Origin of the sequence: Roseovarius sp. EL26 (assembly GCF_900327775.1) — a bacterium.
In the GTDB taxonomy this organism is placed as follows: Bacteria; Pseudomonadota; Alphaproteobacteria; order Rhodobacterales; family Rhodobacteraceae; genus Roseovarius.
In genome coordinates this window covers 58,012-79,135 of the sequence record NZ_OUMZ01000007.1, presented here as the reverse complement: position 1 = coordinate 79,135, position 21,124 = coordinate 58,012, and the positions used below count along the sequence as shown (strand labels likewise).

The window sequence follows — 21,124 nt, the reverse complement described above, 5'->3', positions numbered from 1 at the left end:
GCCATGCTGACTAAAAAACAGGAGATCGCAAATGAAAATTCAATTCGTTGGGTTGCCCACTGATCGGGTCCGCGCCGCCAAGGCCACTGGGCTAGATGCCTATGGTCTGCCGTTTGAACGCGCCGTTTCTGATGGTGGGGCTTGGCCTTGCCGTCATTGTCTGGGGGAAACCCCGATTGGCGAGGAATACCTGGCCCTTGCTTGGCGCCCGTTTGAAGGGCTGAATGCCTACACCGAAACCGGGCCGTTGTTCCTTTGTGCCGAAGACTGCGCGCCCGCCACCCCGTCCGAGCGGCCCCCAAAGATCCTACGTTCGCCGCAATATCTTGTGAGAGGCTACACTGCAGATGAGCGTATCTTGTATGGCACAGGCCATGTCGTCGAGACGCCCAATATTGCCCGCTACGCGCAGGAGCTTCTTGAAAATCCAGAAATTGCCTTTGTGGATGTACGCAGTGCTGCAAACAACTGCTATCAATGCCGGATTGAACGTGCTTGATCATCGCGCCACCAATTGGGCCGTGTCATAACCATTGAAATCTAGGATTTCACGCGCGGCCTCAATTCTGTCTGATCCTCCATTGGAAGCGCGATCCAGAATCCAACCATAGCTGCCGTCGGGTGTCCCTATGGCAGCTGTGCGGAACCCTTCATCGACCCAAATCACCCACAACTCTCGTGTGGCATCCCCGTGTGGGCTTTGGATGCGCCAGCGATGCTGCCCCAGTGGTTTGGCCTTCCAGATCTCACCAACCTCTTCGCAATCGCCGTTGCTTTCGCAAGTGCGGCTAACCAGTTCGACTGCCTGCATCCCTTGCCAATCCGGCAAAATGCTAACCTTCTGAAGGTCTTCATTTCCAGGGGTCCCCGCGCGCACATACCACGCGCCGGACACATCCCCCGCTGTGCCCCGCGTCGTCACACTCAATGGCACGTTGGGGTCGCGATATCCGGTTGCACCATCACCGCACCCTGCCAAAAACGCCAGAGTGACCCAAGTGAGCAGAATTTTGAGGTGACGGCACATCATCATTAGACCAGCGATTCTGTATGACCATCCACGGTCATCACCTGACCCGAGATTTTGCTGGCTGCAGGTGATGCCAAGAACAATGCCATATCGGCCAGATCATCCACGCTGACCCAACTACGCAAGCTGACACCTTTGACATATTGCTGGCGCACCTCTTCGATGTCCTTACCCGAAGCGGCAGCCTCGTTGGCCAGAACCCGCTCCATCCGGTCCCCCTCAACCGCACCTGGTGCAATCGCATTAACCCGAATGCCTGCGGGCCCCAGTTCCATCGCAAGGGTCTTGGTCAACCCAACCAGTGCCCATTTCGCTGATGAGTAGGGCGAACGATAAGGATAGCCCCATTGCCCAGCCGTCGAGGTGGTGATGATGATCGACCCATTGCCCTGCGCCCGCATCACCCGCGCTGCCCAGCGGCAGGTCAGAAAGCTACCAAACAGATTCACACCGACGCAGGCTTTCCATGCGTCATAATCCAGATCCTCGATAAGGCCAGCTGGACCACCGGTTCCGGCATTCGCGCAAACCACATCCGCGCCACCCCATTCAGTTTCGACCTGACCGAGGAAGGCATTCATCTGGGCCTCATCCGTCACATCCGCCTGAACGGCAATGAAATCCGGAAACCTCGCTTTCACCGCTTCAATCGCAGCCGCATCTGCATCGCAAACTGCTATGCGATCCCCACTTTCCGCAAACCGGCGGGCAAGCCCCAGACCAATGCCCGAGGCCCCGCCGGTGATTACGACACGTCGACTCATTTCGCGACCGGCGCGCGTTTTGTGAGGCTCAGTTTTTCACGTACAGCGTCAGGGCCGATGATCTTGGCACCAAGGTTTTCGATCACGGTCACAGCACGATCAACCAACTGCGCGTTGGTGGCCAGAACACCTTTTTCGAGAAACAGGTTGTCTTCCAGACCCACGCGAACGTTGCCGCCAGCGATGACCGACTGCGCAGCATAGGGCATCTGATCGCGGCCCAAGCTGAACGCCGACCAGTTCCAATCATCCGGCACATTGTTGACCATCGCCATGAAGGTATTCAAATCATTCGGCGCACCCCAAGGCACACCCATGCAGAGCTGCACCAGCGCAGGGTTTTCAAGAATACCTTCTTTGACCAATTGCTTGGCAAACCAGAGATGACCAGTGTCAAATGCCTCGATCTCAGGCTTCACGCCCAGATCTGTCATCATCTGCCCCATTGCACGCAGCATGCCGGGCGTGTTGGTCATCACATAGTCGGCCTCGGCAAAGTTCATCGTACCACAGTCCAGCGTACAAATCTCGGGCAGGCATTCGGCGATATGCGCCATACGCTCGGTCGCGCCAATCATGTCAGTACCGGCTTCGTTCACAGGCAGTGGGCTTTCGACATCGCCAAAAACCATATCGCCACCCATGCCAGCAGTGAGGTTTAAAACAACGTCCACTTCGGCATCACGAATACGGTCCGTCACTTCGCGATAGAGCCCAAGATCACGCGATGGCGCGCCCGTTTCAGGGTCGCGCACGTGGCAATGCACCACCGCGGCACCCGCCTTGGCCGCGTCAATCGCGGATGTGGCGATCTGCTCGGGGCTACGCGGCACATGCGGTGACTTATCCTGCGTGCCGCCCGATCCGGTGACAGCACAGGTGATGAAAACTTCTCGGTTCATTGCTAAAGGCATGACAGATTCTCCAGTGGATTTAACAACAGAGTAGCGCGCTGGCACTTGCAACAAGTTTGCACTAAAAGACAAAAACAATGCAGAAATGGACAAAACCAGATCAACCGCCCATACGGATTGCGCTCATACTCTTTGATCGCTTTTCAAACCTGTGCATGGCCAATTGCATTGAACCCCTGCGCGCCGCAAACACCCAAACCCTGCGCGAAAGTTTTATCTGGACGATTTATACGCCAGACAGTGCACCAGCGCAGTCCTCCAGCGGGATTGATGTGATGGCTCATGCCACTTTGGCACAACTGAAACAGGTCGATTATCTGTTTGTTCTTGCCAGTTATGATCATGACCGACACGACACATCAGACACTCGACGGATCCTACGCGCAGCCGCATCCAAGGCGGAAACGGTGGTCGGTTTGGATGCGGGGCCGTGGCTTCTGGCCTCAGCAGGATTTTTGGACAATCGGCGCGCCACTGTGCACTGGGATTTGCTTGATACCTTTTCTGAACGGTTTTTGGATATCCGAGCTGAGCGCGAACATGTGCTGCAAGATGGCCCATTCGTGACCTGCGCCGGAGCAATGTCCGCACTTGAAATGACTCTGGGCCTGATAGATCATCACTTAGGCACAGCCGCGCGTCTAGATGTTGAGGCCCTCTTTATGCACGATACGCCGTCATTTGAGCCGAATACAGAGCACCGGCCGGTTTCAGATCCAATCATACGGCGGGCACTTCAAATGATGCGTGAAAACATCGAGAAACCGCTCAACCTTACAGAATTGTCGAAACGCCTGTCTTGCCAGCCGCGCACATTGGACCGCCGGTTTCGGAGCCGCCTTGGGGCGCCACCAGGTACGGTATATCGCCACATGCGCTTGTCATCCGCGCGCAAATTACTAGAGTCCAGCACTCTGAGCATTTCCGAAATCGCATTGCGCTGTGGTTACGACTCACCAGCGGCCATGGCACGAGCGATCCGGCAAAACTACGGTATCAGCCCGTCGATTCTACGTAAGCAAGCCACACATTCAGCACGCTAACATCATTGTCTTCGATTAAGAGGTTTCTCCAAGGTCCTTAGCAGTCGCATCGCGCATGGTTTGCAACTCTTCGAGAGCTTCATCCAGCTGCAAACGCTGCTCTTGTAACTCAACCAATTGTTTATCAGCAAGCTCCAACAGGTTTTGCATTTGGGCGTCCGTGCCTTCGCTCTCGTATATCAATAACCATTGGCGGATATCCTCAAGTGGGAAACCCCATTTGCGGCCCCGCAAGATCAGGGTCATACGAGCAATTTCACGGGATTCGTAATATCGTGATCGACCTTCACGATCAGGCTGCAACAGTTCAATATACTCGTAATATCGAAGTGTCCGTGGGGTCACATCGAATTTGGCGCACATTTCTTTGAACGTCAGGCGAGTATCTGACATCGGACTATCCTATACCGTTACGCCATCAGTTTACCGCAGTCTGTAGCAAGAGCAACCTCCCGCTTGCGCCAATCTTGATTTCAGGCGCATATAGGTCATGCGCAAGGAGACATGATGAGTACCGACAGAGCGAATATTGCCAAACAGTTTATCGAGGCCATACCGCATTCCCGAACCCTTGGCATGAAGCTTGCCAATATCGGCGAAGGTTCAGCAGAAATGACGATGGAATACGACAAGCGTTTCATTGGTGATCCCGCTACCGGCGTCATCCATGGAGGAGCTGTGTCTGCCTTGATGGATACTTGTTGCGGTACAGCCGTCATGAGCCATCCCACCTCCCCAACAAGTACAGCTACCATCGACTTGCGGATCGATTACATGCGCCCAGCAACCCCCGGTCAACGTATCACGGCAATTGCAGAATGTTACCACATCACCCGCTCGGTCGCTTTTGTACGTGCGCGGGCAATGGACGAAGATGCAAGCCGCCCCGTTGCCACCGCCACGGGCACCTTTACGGTAGAGGGAAAGTAATGGCCCGCCCAAGACCAGAACCGATGCAAGTCATCAAGCAACGTCGCGATGCCGCGTTGAATGCGCTCGTGACCGGCGTTCCCTATGTTCAGTTTCTGGGCATTCAGTTCGATCGACGCGGAGATGAATTGACAGGCATCATGCCGTTTGAGGAAAAACTGATCGGCAATCCGATGCTGCCCGCTCTGCATGGCGGGGCAACTGCGGCCTTTCTGGAGGTCACCGCTATCATCGGATTGAGTTGGTCGATGCTCTGGCAAGACATTGAATCAGGCGATCTGGACGCCGAAGAAATGGCCGCTGGCAATATGCCGCGCCTGCCTAAGACCATCAGCTTTACTGTCGACTACCTGCGTTCGGGCCTGCCCCGCGACGCCTACGCCCGTGCCCATGTGACCCGTTCTGGACGCCGCTACGCGACCGTGCATACCGAAGCATGGCAAGACAATCGAGCACGCCCCATTGCACAGGCCACTGCGCATTTTCTGATGCCTCGTCGGGATGACTGACGCCGCCAAGCCCGTCACCCACAAACGGGTCTTCAAAATCGCCGCACCAATTGTGCTATCAAATGCGACGGTTCCGATTTTGGGGGCCGTTGATACCGGGGTTGTCGGGCAATTAGGTCAAGCGGCGCCCATTGCTGCCGTAGGCGTGGGTGCGATCATTCTGACCGCTGTCTACTGGATGTTCGGTTTTTTGCGTATGGGCACCAGTGGCCTGACCAGTCAGGCCTATGGCGCAGGCCGATTTGGCGAAGTGTCTGCGCTTTGGATGCGGGCGTTGATGATTGGCATTACTGCAGGGCTTGCAATCATCATCTTACAACGCCCGATATTTGCCGGTGCATTTGTTGTTTCACCAGCCAGCGCCGAGGTGGAATCCCTCGCACGCGAATACATGTCAATCCGGGTCTGGAGCGCGCCAGCGCTAATTGGCCTTTACGGCATCACCGGCTGGCTGGTGGCGCTGGAGCGCACCCGCTCGGTCTTAGTGCTTCAACTATGGATGAATGGCTTGAACATCGTGCTCGACCTTTGGTTCGTGCTCAGTCTGGGCTGGGGCGTTGCAGGTGTGGCACAGGCCACATTCATCGCAGAATGGACCGGTCTGGCCCTTGGTCTTTGGCTCTGTCGTGATGTCTTTGCCAATCCTGCATGGCGCGATTGGCCTCGTGTATTTGACCCTGTACAGCTACGCCATATGGCCAGCGTGAACATTGATATTCTGCTGCGATCCTTGATGCTGCAGGTGATGTTCGTTTCGTTCCTGTTGTTGGGTGGTAAATTCGGCGATGTGACCCTAGCCGCCAATCAGGTGTTGCTGCAATTTCTTCATATCACCGCCTATGCCATGGATGGATTTGCCTTTGCTGTTGAGGCACTTGTCGGGCAGGCTGTCGGCGCACGCAACCATATCCGGCTCAGGCGCAGTGTCGTCATCGCCTGCCAATGGGGACTGATCACCAATATTCTACTGGCGCTTGGATTTGCGCTATTTGGAGGCCTGCTTATTGATCTCATGGCCAAAGCACCTGAGGTCCAGTCCGAGGCGCGCCACTATCTGGGCTATATGGTTCTGGCACCCTTACTGGGGCTAGCCGCATGGATGCTGGATGGTATTTTTATCGGTGCCACAAAAACCCGCGACATGCGCAACATGATGGCGCTTAGCCTGGTGGTCTACTTGGTTTCATTGGCGCTATTGATGCCCGCCTTTGGCAATCACGGCCTGTGGATTGCCCTTCTGATCAGTTTCGTTGCCCGCGGCGTCACCCTTGGCCTGCGCTATCCCGCACTCGAGGCGAGCGCCGCAAAATAACAGTATTTCACCAACATCCGGCCTGATTCTGGGGTAATAGCGGTCTTAAGAATTGAAAAATGCACGCAAGTCGGGCATTAATTCTGTAATTCATAAGGCGTTGAGAAAAAATAACGCCAAAAATCGAGGCAAGAGTAATGAAAAACAGTCTTTTATTGGGTGTTGCCGTGCTACTCACGGCATGTGGTGGTGGGCGTGAAAACAGCCGCCCGACCAGCTATGCATCATCTGTATCGCGCGCAGCGCCTTTGGTAAATGGCCCGATCAACAAGGCCTGTCTGGCCTCGGATCGCAAAGCACGGTCCCGGCAGCTGTGTGGTTGCATTCAGGCAGTCGCCAATCAGACGCTGACCATTCCAGAACAACGCCGCGCCATTTTGTTCTACCAAAACCCACATCTAGCACAGGAAGTCAGACAATCAGACCGCACCAGCGATGAACAGTTCTGGAAAACCTACGTGAACTACGGCGAACGCGCGAAAGCGACCTGCACCTAAGTTGCAACCCATAGATCTCAGGCCTTCAGCCGGTACCCCCGGCTGAACATTGCCCAAGCAACCAGACATATTGCCAGTGTTGAGCAGCTTGCGACAGCAAGCCCTAGCCATGGCGACGCATCAGAAATTCCCAATACACCGAATCGCACGCCGTCGATCAGATAAAAGATCGGATTAAACTGCGTTAACGTCCGCAGTACCGGCGGCAAAGCCTGAACCGAATAAAACGTGCCCGACAGAAACGCCAAAGGCGTCACAATGAAGTTCGTAATTGCAGCCATTTGGTCAAACTTATTAGCGAAGATCCCCGCAACAATGCCCAGACCACCCAAAAAAGCCGCGCCGAGAATCACAAAGATCAACGCCCACAGCGGATGCTGAATTCCTATGCCCAAAAACATCAGCAGGCCCAGGCCGATGGCCAGCGCCACCAGCAGGCCACGACCAACCGCGCCAGCCAGATACCCCAGTACCAGCTCTGCCGGGCTGAGTGGTGGCATCAGTGTATCAACGATATTGCCCTGAACCTTGGAAATCACGATTGACGACGACGTGTTGGCAAATGCGTTTTGAATGACCGTCATCATCAGAATGCCCGGTGCAATAAAAGTGGTGAAATCCACCCCCATCACATCGCCCCGACGTGGGCCAATGGCGATGGAGAAGATCATCAAAAACAGGCCAGCCGTGACCAGTGGTGCCATCAATGTTTGGGTCCAGACCGCCAGAAACCGCTGCACTTCTCTTGAGGCGAGCGTGTACAATCCCAGCCAGTTGATCGCGCCAAAACGACGAGCGCCCATATCGGATTTACCAGTCATGATTTTAGATTCCATCAGATGCGATTCGATGCCTTGTAACTTAATGCACAGTGACTAGAATAGGGGCTTCGATGGAATTTACGGGCGGTCTGTGAAATTGACCCCCAAGAGGATGAGGAAGCAGGCCAATGTCCTGGAACGACGAGCGCGTTGAACTTCTGAAAAAGATGTGGGGCGAAGGCCAATCCGCAAGCCAGATCGCGAAAGAGCTGGGTGGGGTCACACGTAACGCTGTGATCGGCAAGGTCCACCGTTTGGGGTTGTCCAACCGGAATGGAACGGGTGGCAGCTCTGATGCGTCTGCCAAAGCGAAACCAGCAAAAGCCGCAGCAAAGCCCAAGGCAGCCCCCAAGGCACCGGCCGCGGCACCAACTGCCGCACCCAAGGCCGAGATCAAGACGCAGCCCGCGCGCGATACTTCTGTGGCCCCGATCAGCCGGGCCAAGCAGATCATTCCTGCAGGTCAACCCCTGCCGCCGCAACCTTCGGCCAATGAAATTGACCCTGCCGCTTTGGCAAAGGTGAACGAGATTGAAAAAAAGGCCAAAAAGTTGAGCCTGATGGAGCTGACAGAGCGCACCTGCAAATGGCCTGTTGGCGATCCGGCCACACCAGACTTCTGGTTCTGTGGCCTTCCGGTGCAATCTGGCAAGCCGTACTGCGAAGCCCACGTCGGCGTGGCGTTCCAACCAATGAGCAGCCGCCGCGACCGGAAACGGTAATACAACCGAAACTCACCAATTTAAAAAAGGCCTCGAAAATTCGAGGCCTTTTCTTTTGAAGGGGCTAAATCGCGACACGTTCACTTGTTGTTTTGATCTTCGGCAGCGGTCTTATCCGTGCCCTCCTCAGAGGCATCAAGCACTTCGGCATCTTCGATGTCATCCGAGCCGGTATCGCTGTCTGCTTCATCGTGTACTTCACCGGTATCAGCCCTACCACCTACCAGCAAAGGCAGCATTTCAAAACCAATCGGGCCAGTTGTGGCACTCACTGGTGGGGCACGCCAGCTGAGCGTATCAAATGATTCGCAGTTTTCACACGATGGGACCCAATCGGTATGAATGTGTTGGCAACTATCACAGACCCATTGCGGGCCACGTGGTGCCGCTAGTGCGCGGGCCAACCAGGCACGAACGACCGCATCATCCGCCCCTTCTCCGCGCTCAATCGCGGCCATCAGAGTCAAGATACGGGTGTCAGGCTCGGTTTCGACCAGATCCCCCATGGCACGGCGTGCGGCGGGAAAATCCTCAGCTGCGATCTGCAATTCGGCACCCAGAAGTTTGGTTTCACGATGGTCAGAGTGCAGCTTCAGCAATTTACCAAACCGCTTAAGACGAGCGGCAGGGGTTTCATCAGGCTCGATTTCAGCAAAAACCGCGGCCAGATCCGGATGAGGTTGAGCGTTCCATGCTTTCACGATCAGACGGGTCGCGTTACGTTTTGATCCCTGCGCGATGTAGCTTTGAGCGGCCATCGCCGCAGCGGGAACCAGATCTGGCGACATTTTGTTCGCTTCGATCGCGGTTTCACGGGCGGCAATATCGTTGCCATCGTCCCAGACGCCACGCGCCTCGGACAGGGCCAGAACTGCATCGCGACGTTTATGAACGTCACGCGGCAAAGCGCCATGCTTCAACTTGGCCCTCAGGGTGCCGCGCGCACCACTCCAATCCTCGTTCTTGGCCTGCAGGGACAACAATGCGTCCTGCACCTCGGTGTGCTTTGGCTTCAGCGCAAAGGCGGTTTCCGCCAGCTTCAGCGCTGTTTGCGTGTCACCAGCTTCCAGCTTTTGCTGCATCAAACCGCGCACCCCGACAAAACGGGTTTTTTCGTTCTTTAGAAGTTTCTTGTAAACTTCTTCAGCCTTTTTGTGGTCGCCTTTGATTTCAGCTGCCTGTGCCGTGATCAGATTGGTCAATGCCGGCTTGTTAAGGTATTTGTCCGCCTTGGCCGCTTTGGCCATAGCAACATCACCTTCACCCGAAGCCAGAGCCAGAATGCCATCGGCCAAAGCCTTGTAACCTTTTTCCTGACGGTTCTTGTTGAAATACCGCGAGATCGCAGTTTCATCGCCATTGATGAATTTTAGAAGCGCCACAAGGAAAGCCACCACTTTGAGCGCCAACCAAACCGCAACGACCAATAAGATAAGTGCAATTACCGCCGTCAGCAGCGTCAGGTTATATTCCTGCCCTGCCATTTCGATGCGCACACCACCTTCGAGCGACAGCAGGACAATTGCACCGTAAGCCGCCGCGGCAATCAGGGCGATAAAAACGACGATCTTTGTAATGGACCACAACATGTTAAACGCCCCTAGTTCCGTATCAATTTAAATTATCATTCAGCGTCTGAAGCGCTGATATCGCCGCCAATCTTTGTGCGACATCCCCTGACCAATCGGTCAAAACGGCAAGGGCAGGTTCAGGCAGAGCCTGTAATTCCGACAACACGTCATGCAAACGCTCTTCACGCAGCGCAGCCTCCGCACGTGACAGCACCGCGTCAGCGTCATTGCCTTCTTTTGGCTCTAGTGACCGCGCGCCCAGCGCGCTGCGCAACAGGGCCCCAACACCCTGGCTGCCATTATCTTCCCCGGCGTTGCTGCGCGCGATTTGCAGGGCATCACGTGCCAAATCTGGAAAACTCTCTTGCAGCTCAGCAAGGGACTTGACGCCATCGCCGGCAGCGCCTGACAAATCCTGCGGAATAGTTACACCATCCGCAGTGAGTTCAGACAGAGATGCGGTAAATGCCGTGCCGGTATCCATAGCGATCTGGATCTGCCCAAGCGCTGCTCGTTGTGCCGCCAGCTGGGCTTGGGCTTCGACATCTTGTGCTTGACCCAGCATGGCTTCAATTTCTGAGCGCTGCTGCGTGATCTGATCCTGCAAGGCCAAAAGCGCATCCGCATCTGCCCCAGTGCCACTGGCCAGTGATGCCAGACCTTCAACATTTGATTCGATTTGCTCCAGACGTCCTGCCAAACTGCCAACCGCAGCCCCAAGATCATCCTGCGCGCTGCGCAGATCTGTCAAGTCACTCAGATCAGGTGCCACTGTATCCGCCCCTTGCGTTTGCAATGCATCAATCGCCGCTGAATGCTTTGCAATAAGGGCCTCTAGTTGCGGCACCCGGTCATCAGTCATCTGCGTTGTACGTCCCCAATCAGGAAACAGATAAAGCGACGTAGCAAATCCAATTCCAGCGGCGATAACGCCACCAAGCACGCTCGGAACAAACCCACCGCTACGTGCCTGTGTTGCCTGCTGTGGCATCGGTTCTGGCTCCGGCTCTGGCGTGGATAGTTCCTCCGCGACGGGCTCGGGCGTGACAGGATCGTCCAGCTGAATTGAATCTTCTGTGGTGACCGCTGTGTCGATATCTTCCAGTGCTTCTCTGTTATCTTCGGATCGGTCCTCAGTATCACTTGCCGTGACTGTCTCCTCGCTCTCCGTCGTCACTGCGTCGGATGTCGCATCGGACGCGTCATCATCTACGGGCTTCGACGCGGTATCTGTATCTTCGGCAAGGGCCTGTACCTCAGCCTCTAGGCTTTGCTCTAATATCTCTTCATTGGCCTGTTGCGCTGCGGATGCGTCCACATCGACCTCTTCAGGCTTAGCAACATCTTTCTTAGGTTTCGCTGCCTTACGAGATTTCGAAGTTTTAGCCACGTTTTATCACCTTTTCGAATCTTGAGCCGCGGTCGGCTTAATTTGACCTTACTTTGCGGATTACAGACCCTCAAGTCGCTTAACAGCACTGATTTGTTTGGCAACTTCGTCAAAAACCGCATTTTGACTTGGTTTTACAGCTACCCGCAAGGTCCCGACACAGGCCTCAGGCACCGCTGTGGCCACTTTCGCGCTGATCGCAACTGGAAAGATCGGCGCGGTCGGATGCAGCTGATCAAACAGGAGTACAGCACTGCGCCGCGACATCAGCGGCAAAATTACCGGCGTTTCACCATTCAGCAATGTCAATGCCTCTGACGTCAGCGCAACGGCATGCTGTTCGTAGGCAACCACACTCTGGATCGTGACCCCGGAACGGGTCAGCGATGCAGCAATATCATCTGATATGTGTTCGCCGCGCATATACAGAAGTGGCCCCGCCGCCTTGTCCGCCAGCACCCGATTGACCAGATCGGCAGCTGTTCCATCACAATCGACTACGCTGAGACCAATATCACGCGCGGCCTTGGCGGTTGCTCCCCCGACGGCATAACATTCAAAATGTCTATCATCTGTCAGCAACGCAAACGCCTGTACCGCAACATGAGAGGTAAAGAGCAGCGTAGTAACCCCGCGCCAATCAATTGAGGGGGTCAAATGCTCAATCTGCATAACTGGCGCACGCAACACTGGCAAATCAGAGCCAAAGCGCGCATGCAGTTCTCGTTCGAACCTTATGGCCGCCGCATCAGGCCGTATGATCAGAATTGTCGGATGCATTTGAGAACCAGAGTTGTTTGCGCCTTCCCCCGGTGTTACCTGTCCTGAAAGGGTCACGCAACGGACAGGCGCATGAACGACGATTTAACAGTGCTTGGTTTGGAAAGCAGTTGTGATGACACAGCGGCAGCGATAGTGCGCGTTTCCAAAGGTAAAGCCCCTGAAATTCTGTCATCTGTCGTGTTTGGCCAAAATGATCTGCACGCCCAATTTGGTGGCGTTGTGCCTGAAATTGCCGCACGCGCCCATGCCGAAAAACTGGACCACTGTGTTCGGGACGCGTTGCAGGCAGCCGATAGCACGCTTGATGCCATCGACTTGATTGCCGTTACCGCAGGCCCCGGCCTTATCGGTGGGGTACTGTCCGGAGTCATGTGCGCCAAAGGCATCGCCGCCGGGACTGGCCTGCCCTTGATCGGCGTCAACCATTTGTCAGGGCATGCCCTGACCCCCCGGCTAACGGATCAGTTGACCTATCCCTACTTGATGCTGCTGGTATCTGGTGGACACTGCCAGTTCCTGATTGCCCGGGGTTGCGATGACTTCACCCGTCTGGGCGGCACCATTGATGATGCGCCCGGCGAAGCTTTTGATAAAACCGCGCGTTTACTGGGCCTGCCGCAGCCCGGCGGCCCCAGCGTTGAAGCTCGCGCTAAGCTGGGCGATGCAAAACGTTTCCGCTTCCCTCGTCCGCTATTGGACCGGGATGATTGCAATCTATCGTTCTCCGGCTTGAAAACAGCACTGCTGCGCACCCGTGATCAGGTGATCGCCGACCAAGGCGGTTTGAAACAAAAAGACGTCAATGATCTCTGCGCCGGATTTCAGGCCGCCGTGTCCGAGGTTCTGGCCATCAAAACCCGGCGCGCTCTTGCACTTTATCTTCAAGAAGCCCCGCAGTTTCCCGCCATTGCCGTTGCCGGCGGTGTGGCTGCCAACCAATCCATCCGCACAGCTCTTGAGGCAGCTGCCGATGAAAATGGGGTCGACTTTGTGGCGCCACCTCTGACACTTTGCACTGATAATGCCGCGATGATCGCCTATGCCGGGGCTGAACTATTTCAAGCGGGCAAACGCAGCGATATGACACTGGCCGCGAGGCCACGTTGGCCACTGGATCAAACCAGTCCATCCATGCTGGGCAGTGGTAAGAAGGGAGCCAAAGCATGATCTTTATAATGGGTGCCGGCGCCTTTGGCACTGCTTTGGCGATATCCTTGGCACAAGATGGAAATGTGACCATTTGGGCACGTGATGCGCTTCATGCCGAAGACATGGGACGACACCGCGAAAACCGCAAACGTCTTCCCGGGGTCCCTTTGCCAGATCAGATCGAAGTCACGTCTGATTTGCACCGCCTTTCCCCTGCAAACACTGTTTTGCTGGCGATACCCACGCAAAAACTGCGCGCGGCCCTACATACGCATGCCTCAAAGCTCGCTGGTGCAACGTTGGTTGCCTGCTGCAAAGGGATTGAACTGTCGACCGGAAAAGGCCCAGTACAGATCATCAATGAAGTCCTTCCCAACGCCAAGGCAGCCATTTTGACCGGCCCGTCCTTTGCCGACGACATTGCCCGTAATCTGCCCACTGCGCTTACACTGGCTTGCGCTGATGACGCCATTGGCGAGGCGCTGCAACAAGAGCTGACAACACCCAATCTCAGACTGTATCGCACCACTGATGTGATCGGGGCCGAACTGGGCAGCGCGCTAAAGAACGTCATGGCCGTAGGTTGCGGCACTGTTATTGGGGCCGGTTTGGGGGAAAGCGCGCGTGCTGCATTGGTAACCCGCGGCTTTGCCGAGATGGGCCGGATGGCGACCGCTTTGGGGGCAAGTGCAGAGACACTCTCTGGGTTGTCGGGTTTCGGCGATCTGGTCTTGACTTGCGGATCACAGCAATCACGTAATTTCCGCTACGGATTCAGCATCGGCCAAGGTGAAGTTTTCGATAGCGCAGTCACCGTTGAAGGTGCTGCAACCGCCAGGGCAGTACGGGATATCGCGCACGCCCAATCACTGGATATGCCAATCACAAACGTAATCGCCAGCTTGATTGATCAGGAATTGCGAGTTGATCAGGCGATGGATATGTTACTCTCAAGACCACTAAAGGAAGAATGATGCTGATTGCTCTCATAGGCCAAGACAAAGCGGGTGCCCTACAAACCCGTCTTGATAATCGCGACGCACATGTCGCCTATCTTAAAGAAACCGGAGTGGTCAGTCAGGCTGGCCCATTGCTTGATGAAGACGGACAGATGTCCGGATCTTTAGTCATTCTAGATGTGCAGGACATGGCGGTCGCGCAAGCCTGGGCCGATAATGACCCTTATGCCAAGGCCGGACTGTTTGCTGAAGTCAAACTGATCGCTTGGAAAAAGGTGATCTAATTATGCGGTACTGGCTGTTCAAATCCGAACCATCAACCTGGAGCTGGGACAATCAAGTCGCCAAAGGGAATGACGGCGAGGAATGGGACGGCGTACGCAATTATCAGGCGCGCAATTTCATGCGCGAGATGAAGATCGGAGATCGCGGATTTTTCTATCACAGCCAAAAAGAAAAGGCTGTGGTAGGCATCGTCGAGGTGATCAATGAGGCCCATCCCGACAGCACCACAGATGATGAACGGTGGGAATGCGTCGACATCAAAGCCATCGGTCCGGTGCAAACCCCCGTCACGCTGGCAATGATCAAGGATGATCCGCGACTGGCCGATATGGCGCTGGTACGCACTTCTCGTTTGTCGGTTCAACCAGTAACCGAGAGTGAATGGGCGATGGTCTGCGAAATGGCAGGCGTAACGCCATAACACGCGTCATTTACACACCCATATAACGTGCCGCGATACTGGGGTCCGCACGCAAAGCCTCAGCCGCTATTGTCTCTCTATTGCGGCCGTTTTCGATAAAGGCCACCCGGTCTGCCACCGGCAATACGGCGTCAATGCGTTGTTCGATCAGCAGAACGGCAATCCCATCCGCGCGCATTTTCACGATAACCTGCCGGATCGCGTCAATCATCGAGGGCTGCAAACCTTCGGTCGGCTCGTCCAACAAAAGCACCTTGGGTCGCAAACACAACGCCCGGGCTGTAGCCAGCATTTGCTGTTCCCCTCCTGATAAGGTTTGCGCCGGTTGCCGATAGCGTTCGCGCAGACGTGGAAACAGATCAAGTACGTCTTCAAGAGTGTCTGACCCGCTTTTGCGCGCCCGCAAACCAATCTCCAGATTTTCCGCAACGCTTAACCCTGCAAATAAACGCCGACCTTGTGGCACATAGCCAATCCCGGAACGTGGGATTTCATAAGCAGGTAGCTGGCTGATGATCTGCTCATCCAATGCAACCTCGCCGGACATCAAAGGCAATAAACCCATGATTGCCTTCATCGTGGTGGTCTTACCCGCACCGTTTCTACCCAGCAGGCATAGAATTTCACCGCCCTCAACCGATAACGACAGGTCACGCAACACCTGCACCTGACCGTATCCGGCATTGATCCCGCGCAATTCAAGCATCAGTACGCCCAAGATAGGCTGTTTGGACCGCTAAATTGTTTTGGATTTCCTCGGGTGTGCCTTCGGCCAGCATCTGGCCCGCCTCCAACACGCTGATCTGATCCGCCGCGGCCATGACAACATTCATGTTGTGTTCAATCAAAAGGATTGTGGCCTGCTGGGAGAGATCACGGATAAGGGTTTTGAAGTCACTGATTTCACCATCGGACAAACCTTGTGTAGGTTCATCAAGGATCAAAAGCCGTGGGCTTTGTGCAAGCCCCATCGCGATCTCAAGCAATCTTTGATGACCATAGGCAAGATCCCCAGCCAATTGCTCGACACGATCCAACAAACCTATCTTATCCAGCGCTGATTCAATTTTCAGAACAACGTCAGCCCCTTTCAAATACCGGCGCGCTGCTAAGGCAACATTTTCCCTCACGCTCAGGCCCGGAAAGATCGACGTAATCTGGAATGTATAGGCCATGCCCATCTGGATACGCCGATGTGCAGGCAAGTGCGTGATATCCTGCCCGTCGAACGTTACAGTGCCAGCCGTTGGAGCAATGCGCCCGCAGATCAGGCTGACAAAGGTGGTTTTACCCGCACCATTGGGGCCGATCAGAGCCCGCACCTGCCCAATGGGCAATTCAAAATCAATGTCCCTTACGGCATCTAAACCATCAAAGCTTTTGCTCAGCGCTTTTGTGGACAACAGCAGCGTCATGGCAGCCCTTTCCAGAACCGGCGACGCAATTCACCCATCAAACCCTGTGGTGCAAACAGCGTCAGCAAAACCAAAACCACGCCCGCGATCAACATGTAAGCGCTGGTGATCCCACTTGAGAGGTCAATCAGATAAAACATGAAAAAAGCTCCAACGAAGGGACCAAGTACGGTACCCGCTCCGCCAAGAAGCACCCACAACAGCGGAAAGATCGAATACTGAACCGAGGCAAAACTTGCCCCGGCATAACCGAACAGCAGGCCATATGTGGCCCCCGCCGAGCCCGAGATTATACCAGACGCCACCATCGCGCCCAGCTTATGAGCAAAGGTACTATAGCCCAGCATGGTCACGCGCTCTTCGTTTTCGCGAATGGCGATCAGGGTTTTGCCAAAAGGCGATCGAACCAGCCACAGGCAAATCAACAGGCAAATCGCAAACAGGATCAACGCCGCGAAATAGCGATTAGTGGGGTCGCTCAGATCAAAGCCTGCGATCATGCGCGCGCTTTGGGCGATCACGAAGCCTTCGTCTCCACGGGTCCATTCACCAAAGTACAAAATCGTCAGGTATCCAGCTTGCGCGAACATCAACGTCACTATCATGAAAGCCACGCCAGTTGTGCGCAGCGCCAACAAGGCCAGTCCCGCCGAAACCACAGCTGCTGAGAAAAGCCCGACAGCAAGTGCCGGAACTGCAGATAAGTCAAAATGTTGAATGCTCAGCCCCATGCCATACATACCCGCTGCAAAAAACAACGCGTGCCCAAGACTTAGCAGCCCGGTGTAACCAAACAGGATGTTGTAACCGACGGCATAGCTGGCCAGCACCATTATCCGTGCCAGATTACCGTGATGATAAGCGGGCAAGATGAATTGCAGTGCAAACAGCAGCGCCAACAGGCCAATATGCAACCCTATCACCTTCATACGCTGCGGGTTCCAAACAGGCCCTGCGGGCGGAACACCAGCACCAGCCCCACCAGCAACGTTGCCAGAATTTTCGCCAATGTGGGGGAAAAGAACACTGATATGATGCCGTCACTTAACCCGATCAAGATCGCGGCCAATACTGTGCCCGGCAAACTGCCCAAGCCACCGATTATGACAACAATGAACGACAACAAGAGCGGATCCGCCCCCATCAGGTAATGTGCCTGCTGAATTGGCACCACCAGCACGGCAGCCATCGCGGCCAGCCCCGCGCCAATTCCAAAGACCAGCGCATAAATCCGCTCGACCGGGATGCCAAAGGCCAAGGCCATCTCACGATCGGCCTGTGTCGCGCGCATCAAAAGACCGATCTTAGTGCGTGTCATCATCAACCGCACCGCCAACAACAACGCAGCGGCAGCACCGATCACAGCCAGTTTATAGGTGGTTGTCCCCAGACCCCAGGGCCAGATCATTTTCCATCCTTCTGCGCCCATCTCAAACCATGGAAGGGCGATACGGGTGTTGAAGGGCGGCTGCACGGGTCTCGCCTCGGGGCCGAAACTCATCAAAGTCAGCTGTTGAATAATGTAGAGTAGTCCGATGGTGGCGACGATGGTGCGTTCAGGATCGTAATCCAACCGTTTCAAAATCGTCATATCTGCCGCAATCGCTAGGCTTCCAACCAGCAAGGGCGCAATCACCAAAGCCGCAGCAAAGCCCACTGCCGGATGCCCCCCCAGCATCTGCGCCACCCACCATGCGATGACTGCGCCCAGCATGAAAAACTCGCCATGCGCGATATTCACCACGCGCATCACGCCAAACACCAGCGACAGACCAACGGCCGTCAGAGCCAGTACTGAAGCTGTTATCATGCCTTCAAGCGTGGCAAGTAGTATGTAAGGGCCCAGATCCATTGGCTTTCAGCCATGCATGGTTGCGCACTGCAGAGCAAGGGGAAGGATGCAGAAAGGCGATCATTTAACAGTAAAAAGAACGCCCCGCTCACACAAGCAAGGCGTTCTTTGGCTTTTCTATTTCAGGCCTTCGGGTTGCCCAACAACCACAAAGGTCAGCTTATCAGGGTTCAAAAATTCACGGGCGACGCGGTTGACATCTTCCAGCGTCACGGCATTCACCCGGTCATTTCGGCTGGCGATGTAATCCGTAGGCCTGCCCTGCATTTGCATGCCTGCTGCGATATTAGCGATGGTTCCATTGCCATCAAAACGCAAAGGATACGCCCCGGTCAAATAGGTTTTGGCATCCTCAAGCTCGGCCTCCGTTACACCCTCATCTCGGATGCGTACCCATTCGTTCTGGATAACCTCGATTGCCTCAGCCACGCGGTCATTGGCTGACGCGACAGAACCCATCATAATCTCGGCACCATCGCGGTCAGATAAAAAGCTGTAAACCCCATAGGTCAGGCCTCTCTTTTCGCGCACTTCCTCCATCAGGCGGCTTTCAAAGCCACCACCTCCCAAAATGTGGTTCAGGACAAATGCGGCAAAAAAATCGTCATCATCACGGTCGATGCCGGGTTGGCCAAAGGTCACAACCGATTGCGGTGTAGGGAAATCGATCACCTGCACATTTCCGGGCAGATTGAGAGTGGCTGCGCCCGGCAAATCGACGCTTGCCTCGGGCAGCTCAGACAGTAGGTCGTCCAAAATCAAGCCCAATTCTTCACTGGTAATGTCACCAACGGCACTGACAAACAGACGGTCGCGGGTCATTGTCGCCTGATGCGCGGCAACGATATCATCACGCGTCAGGCTGGCAACGCTTTCGAGCGTGCCATCTTGCAGGGTGCCGTAAGGGTGGTCGCCATAAACCAGCTTGCGAAATTCAGATTGGGCGATGGAGTTGGGGTCTTTGGCATCTGACTGAATGCCAGATTCAACCTGCGCCCGCACCCGATCCACCGCATCTTGATCAAAGCGCGGGTTGATCAAGCTGTCGCGCAGCAAGTCAATCGCCTGATCCCGGTTTTCGGTCAGAAAACGGGCCGATACGCTGACGGTGTCATCGCTAACACCATAAGAGAACGACACAGCTAGCTCTTCGGCCCGGCGGGCAAAAGCTTGTGAATTAAGATCACCAGCACCCTCTTCAAGCAGGGCTCCCATCAGATTAGTTGCCCCACGTTTGCCTGCGGCATCCAAAGACGCACCCCCACGGAACCGCAGTTCTAACGCGACAAAGGGGATTTCATGGCTTTCAACCAACCAGGCATCAATGCCGCCGGGGCTGGTCAGTTCTTGAATGTCGACATCGGCTCGCGCAGGCAATGCGGCGAAGATCGCAACACATGCGAATATAAAGCGGATCATTGTGTAGCCTCCGTTCCTGTCAGCCAGCCGGTTACGGCTTGTTTGCGGTCAAACACATCTGCGGCAGCTTGCATGATATCTTCCTCGGTCACAGCCTGCAGAACCTCAGGCCAGGCCTGCACATCCTCAACTGTCAGCCCCTGCGCCAAGGCGCGACCATAGCGGTTGGCCAAAGACCTGACACTATCGCGCGCGTAGATCTGCGAGGCACGTAACTGCATCTTGATCCGGTCCAACTGCGCGGCGTCTACACCGGTTTCCATAAACTCGGCCAAAACCTCATCCATTGCGGCCTCAGCTTGTTCAAGCGTAACACCCGGCGCGGGCACAACGCCAAGTTCAAATGTGGTTTCGTCCAAAGACCCACCACCGTAATAGGCATAGGTATAGATCGATTGCTGCGTGTCGAACTGCAGCTTTTGCGCCAGTACCGATGTTGTGCCACCGCCCAAAATCTCGGACAGCATCACCAAGGCAGCCGCCTCTTCCTGGTCATTATGATTACGCTCAGGCGCAAGATAAGAGCGGCTGACAAAGGGCTGTGCTACGCGGGCATCCTCAAACACCAAACGACGTTCAGCCGTTTGTGGGGGTTCTTGCGTGCGCTCACGTTCGGGCAAGTCAGCATTGGCAGGGATCACACCGTAATAGATTTCAGCCAAGGCTTTGACCTCGTCAGGTTCAACATCACCGGCCACTACAAGAACGGCGTTATTGGGTGCATAGTGGATTTCGTAAAACCCCAGCGCATCTTCCAAGTCCAAGGCATGCATTTCATGCTTCCAGCCAATGATCGGTACGCCGTAGCGGTGGTTCAGGTACTGTGCCGCGTTCTTTTGCTCACGAAACAATGCTGACGGGTCATTTTCGGTACGTTGGTTACGCTCTTCGATGATCACATCACGTTCGGTCAGAATATCGTCTTGACCCAGTTGGATATTGACCATCCGGTCGCTTTCCATCTGCATCATCAGCTCTAGCCGGTCGGCGGCGATGCGTTGAAAATACGCGGTGTAGTCATAGCTGGTAAAGGCATTGTCACTGCCGCCGTTGCTAGCCACGGTTGCTGAAAACTCTCCCGGCTCCAGCTTTTCGGTGCCTTTGAACAGCAAATGTTCCAGAAAATGCGCGACACCCGAGGCGCCTGCGGGTTCATCCGCAGAGCCGGCTTTGTACCAGACCATGTGAACCACAACTGGGGCGCGGTGATCTTCGATCACGACGACCTCCATCCCGTTATCAAGGGTGAAGTTAGTGACTTGTTCGTTCGCCTGCACCGGCAAGGAAGCCGCCGCAAACAATGCAGAACAGAGTGCCAGAATGCGCATCATGCACCTC

25 protein-coding genes are annotated in these 21,124 nt (G+C 55.1%); 11 read left to right on the top strand and 14 right to left on the bottom strand.

Annotation, left to right across the window (positions count from 1 at the left end; translation table 11 throughout):
* Positions 1-31: 31 nt before the first annotated feature.
* Positions 32-499 (top strand): DUF1203 domain-containing protein, encoded by a 468-nt coding sequence (locus tag D9A02_RS08165; RefSeq protein WP_120500514.1) that lies wholly within the window; start codon positions 32-34, stop codon positions 497-499.
* Here the strand turns inward: D9A02_RS08165 and D9A02_RS08160 are convergent, their stop codons facing one another.
* From D9A02_RS08160 to D9A02_RS08150, 3 genes are read right to left on the bottom strand one after another with little or no spacing between them, the layout of a single operon-like run.
* Positions 500-1,030, bottom strand: coding sequence for a lipocalin family protein (locus tag D9A02_RS08160; protein ID WP_254054587.1), 531 nt, complete (start codon positions 1,028-1,030; stop codon positions 500-502). It lies immediately after the preceding gene.
* A gap of 2 nt (positions 1,031-1,032) precedes the next feature.
* Complete coding sequence (locus D9A02_RS08155) at positions 1,033-1,794, bottom strand: SDR family oxidoreductase (RefSeq protein WP_120500513.1); 762 nt, start codon at positions 1,792-1,794, stop codon at positions 1,033-1,035.
* Entirely contained in the window at positions 1,791-2,708 is a 918-nt protein-coding gene (locus D9A02_RS08150; protein ID WP_120500512.1) for a 3-keto-5-aminohexanoate cleavage protein, read from the bottom strand. The genes D9A02_RS08155 and D9A02_RS08150 overlap by 4 nt, the downstream gene beginning before the upstream one ends.
* A 77-nt stretch (positions 2,709-2,785) precedes the next feature.
* On the opposite strand from D9A02_RS08150, the gene D9A02_RS08145 reads away from it, so the two are divergent.
* A complete protein-coding gene (locus tag D9A02_RS08145) occupies positions 2,786-3,751 on the top strand; it encodes a GlxA family transcriptional regulator (RefSeq protein ID WP_120500511.1) in 966 nt (321 codons plus the stop codon).
* A 15-nt stretch (positions 3,752-3,766) separates the two neighbouring features.
* Here the strand turns inward: D9A02_RS08145 and D9A02_RS08140 are convergent, their stop codons facing one another.
* Positions 3,767-4,144 (bottom strand): MerR family DNA-binding transcriptional regulator, encoded by a 378-nt coding sequence (locus D9A02_RS08140; RefSeq protein ID WP_120500510.1) that lies wholly within the window; start codon positions 4,142-4,144, stop codon positions 3,767-3,769.
* 114 nt (positions 4,145-4,258) lie between these two features.
* Between D9A02_RS08140 and D9A02_RS08135 the strand changes: the two genes are divergently transcribed.
* From D9A02_RS08135 to D9A02_RS08120, 4 genes are all read left to right on the top strand, one after another.
* Positions 4,259-4,681: a PaaI family thioesterase gene (locus D9A02_RS08135; RefSeq protein WP_120500509.1), complete on the top strand. Its 423-nt coding sequence runs from the start codon at positions 4,259-4,261 to the stop codon at positions 4,679-4,681.
* Entirely contained in the window at positions 4,681-5,190 is a 510-nt protein-coding gene (locus tag D9A02_RS08130) for a PaaI family thioesterase (RefSeq protein ID WP_120500508.1), read from the top strand. The genes D9A02_RS08135 and D9A02_RS08130 overlap by 1 nt, the downstream gene beginning before the upstream one ends.
* A complete protein-coding gene (locus D9A02_RS08125) occupies positions 5,183-6,502 on the top strand; it encodes an MATE family efflux transporter (protein WP_120500507.1) in 1,320 nt (439 codons plus the stop codon). The genes D9A02_RS08130 and D9A02_RS08125 overlap by 8 nt, the downstream gene beginning before the upstream one ends.
* Positions 6,503-6,639: 137 nt before the next feature.
* Positions 6,640-6,999 (top strand): hypothetical protein, encoded by a 360-nt coding sequence (locus D9A02_RS08120; protein ID WP_254054586.1) that lies wholly within the window; start codon positions 6,640-6,642, stop codon positions 6,997-6,999.
* Between the two features lie 17 nt (positions 7,000-7,016).
* Here D9A02_RS08120 and D9A02_RS08115 read toward each other — a convergent pair whose 3' ends face one another.
* Positions 7,017-7,820 (bottom strand): ABC transporter permease, encoded by an 804-nt coding sequence (locus D9A02_RS08115; protein ID WP_254054585.1) that lies wholly within the window; start codon positions 7,818-7,820, stop codon positions 7,017-7,019.
* Between the two features lie 128 nt (positions 7,821-7,948).
* Between D9A02_RS08115 and D9A02_RS08110 the strand changes: the two genes are divergently transcribed.
* Positions 7,949-8,542: a GcrA family cell cycle regulator gene (locus tag D9A02_RS08110; protein ID WP_120500506.1), complete on the top strand. Its 594-nt coding sequence runs from the start codon at positions 7,949-7,951 to the stop codon at positions 8,540-8,542.
* Between the two features lie 80 nt (positions 8,543-8,622).
* Here D9A02_RS08110 and D9A02_RS08105 read toward each other — a convergent pair whose 3' ends face one another.
* The 3 genes from D9A02_RS08105 to D9A02_RS08095 are packed head-to-tail and all read right to left on the bottom strand — an operon-like array spanning position 8,623 to position 12,283.
* Entirely contained in the window at positions 8,623-10,131 is a 1,509-nt protein-coding gene (locus D9A02_RS08105) for a heme biosynthesis protein HemY (RefSeq protein ID WP_120500505.1), read from the bottom strand.
* 22 nt (positions 10,132-10,153) lie between these two features.
* Complete coding sequence (locus tag D9A02_RS08100; protein WP_120500504.1) at positions 10,154-11,503, bottom strand: COG4223 family protein; 1,350 nt, start codon at positions 11,501-11,503, stop codon at positions 10,154-10,156.
* A 60-nt stretch (positions 11,504-11,563) separates the two neighbouring features.
* Positions 11,564-12,283, bottom strand: a complete 720-nt coding sequence (locus D9A02_RS08095) for a uroporphyrinogen-III synthase (protein WP_120500503.1) — start codon at positions 12,281-12,283, stop codon at positions 11,564-11,566.
* A gap of 72 nt (positions 12,284-12,355) precedes the next feature.
* Here D9A02_RS08095 and tsaD point away from each other — a divergent pair, with 72 nt between their 5' ends.
* From tsaD to D9A02_RS08075, 4 genes are read left to right on the top strand one after another with little or no spacing between them, the layout of a single operon-like run.
* The gene (tsaD, locus tag D9A02_RS08090) at positions 12,356-13,453 is read left to right on the top strand and encodes a tRNA (adenosine(37)-N6)-threonylcarbamoyltransferase complex transferase subunit TsaD (protein WP_120500502.1); all 1,098 of its coding nucleotides are present in this window, start codon (positions 12,356-12,358) and stop codon (positions 13,451-13,453) included.
* A complete protein-coding gene (locus D9A02_RS08085) occupies positions 13,450-14,409 on the top strand; it encodes an NAD(P)H-dependent glycerol-3-phosphate dehydrogenase (protein ID WP_120500501.1) in 960 nt (319 codons plus the stop codon). Before tsaD ends, D9A02_RS08085 begins: the two co-directional genes overlap by 4 nt.
* Positions 14,409-14,678 carry a YciI family protein gene (locus D9A02_RS08080; protein WP_120500500.1) on the top strand — a complete coding sequence of 90 codons (270 nt, stop codon included), beginning with the start codon at positions 14,409-14,411 and terminating at the stop codon, positions 14,676-14,678. Before D9A02_RS08085 ends, D9A02_RS08080 begins: the two co-directional genes overlap by 1 nt.
* A 2-nt stretch (positions 14,679-14,680) precedes the next feature.
* On the top strand, positions 14,681-15,100 hold the full coding sequence (locus D9A02_RS08075) for an EVE domain-containing protein (RefSeq protein ID WP_120500499.1): 420 nt from the start codon (positions 14,681-14,683) through the stop codon (positions 15,098-15,100).
* 10 nt (positions 15,101-15,110) lie between these two features.
* On the opposite strand, the gene D9A02_RS08070 is transcribed toward D9A02_RS08075, so the two are convergent.
* From D9A02_RS08070 to D9A02_RS08045, 6 genes are all read right to left on the bottom strand, one after another.
* Entirely contained in the window at positions 15,111-15,806 is a 696-nt protein-coding gene (locus D9A02_RS08070) for an ABC transporter ATP-binding protein (RefSeq protein ID WP_120500498.1), read from the bottom strand.
* Positions 15,799-16,515 carry an ABC transporter ATP-binding protein gene (locus D9A02_RS08065; RefSeq protein ID WP_174232031.1) on the bottom strand — a complete coding sequence of 239 codons (717 nt, stop codon included), beginning with the start codon at positions 16,513-16,515 and terminating at the stop codon, positions 15,799-15,801. Before D9A02_RS08065 ends, D9A02_RS08070 begins: the two co-directional genes overlap by 8 nt.
* Positions 16,512-17,444, bottom strand: a complete 933-nt coding sequence (locus D9A02_RS08060; RefSeq protein ID WP_120500497.1) for a branched-chain amino acid ABC transporter permease — start codon at positions 17,442-17,444, stop codon at positions 16,512-16,514. The genes D9A02_RS08065 and D9A02_RS08060 overlap by 4 nt, the downstream gene beginning before the upstream one ends.
* Entirely contained in the window at positions 17,441-18,367 is a 927-nt protein-coding gene (locus tag D9A02_RS08055; protein ID WP_120500496.1) for a branched-chain amino acid ABC transporter permease, read from the bottom strand. Before D9A02_RS08055 ends, D9A02_RS08060 begins: the two co-directional genes overlap by 4 nt.
* Before the next feature lie 117 nt (positions 18,368-18,484).
* Positions 18,485-19,786, bottom strand: coding sequence for a pitrilysin family protein (locus D9A02_RS08050; RefSeq protein WP_174232030.1), 1,302 nt, complete (start codon positions 19,784-19,786; stop codon positions 18,485-18,487).
* Entirely contained in the window at positions 19,783-21,117 is a 1,335-nt protein-coding gene (locus D9A02_RS08045; RefSeq protein ID WP_120500495.1) for a pitrilysin family protein, read from the bottom strand. The genes D9A02_RS08050 and D9A02_RS08045 overlap by 4 nt, the downstream gene beginning before the upstream one ends.
* Positions 21,118-21,124 lie beyond the last annotated feature (7 nt).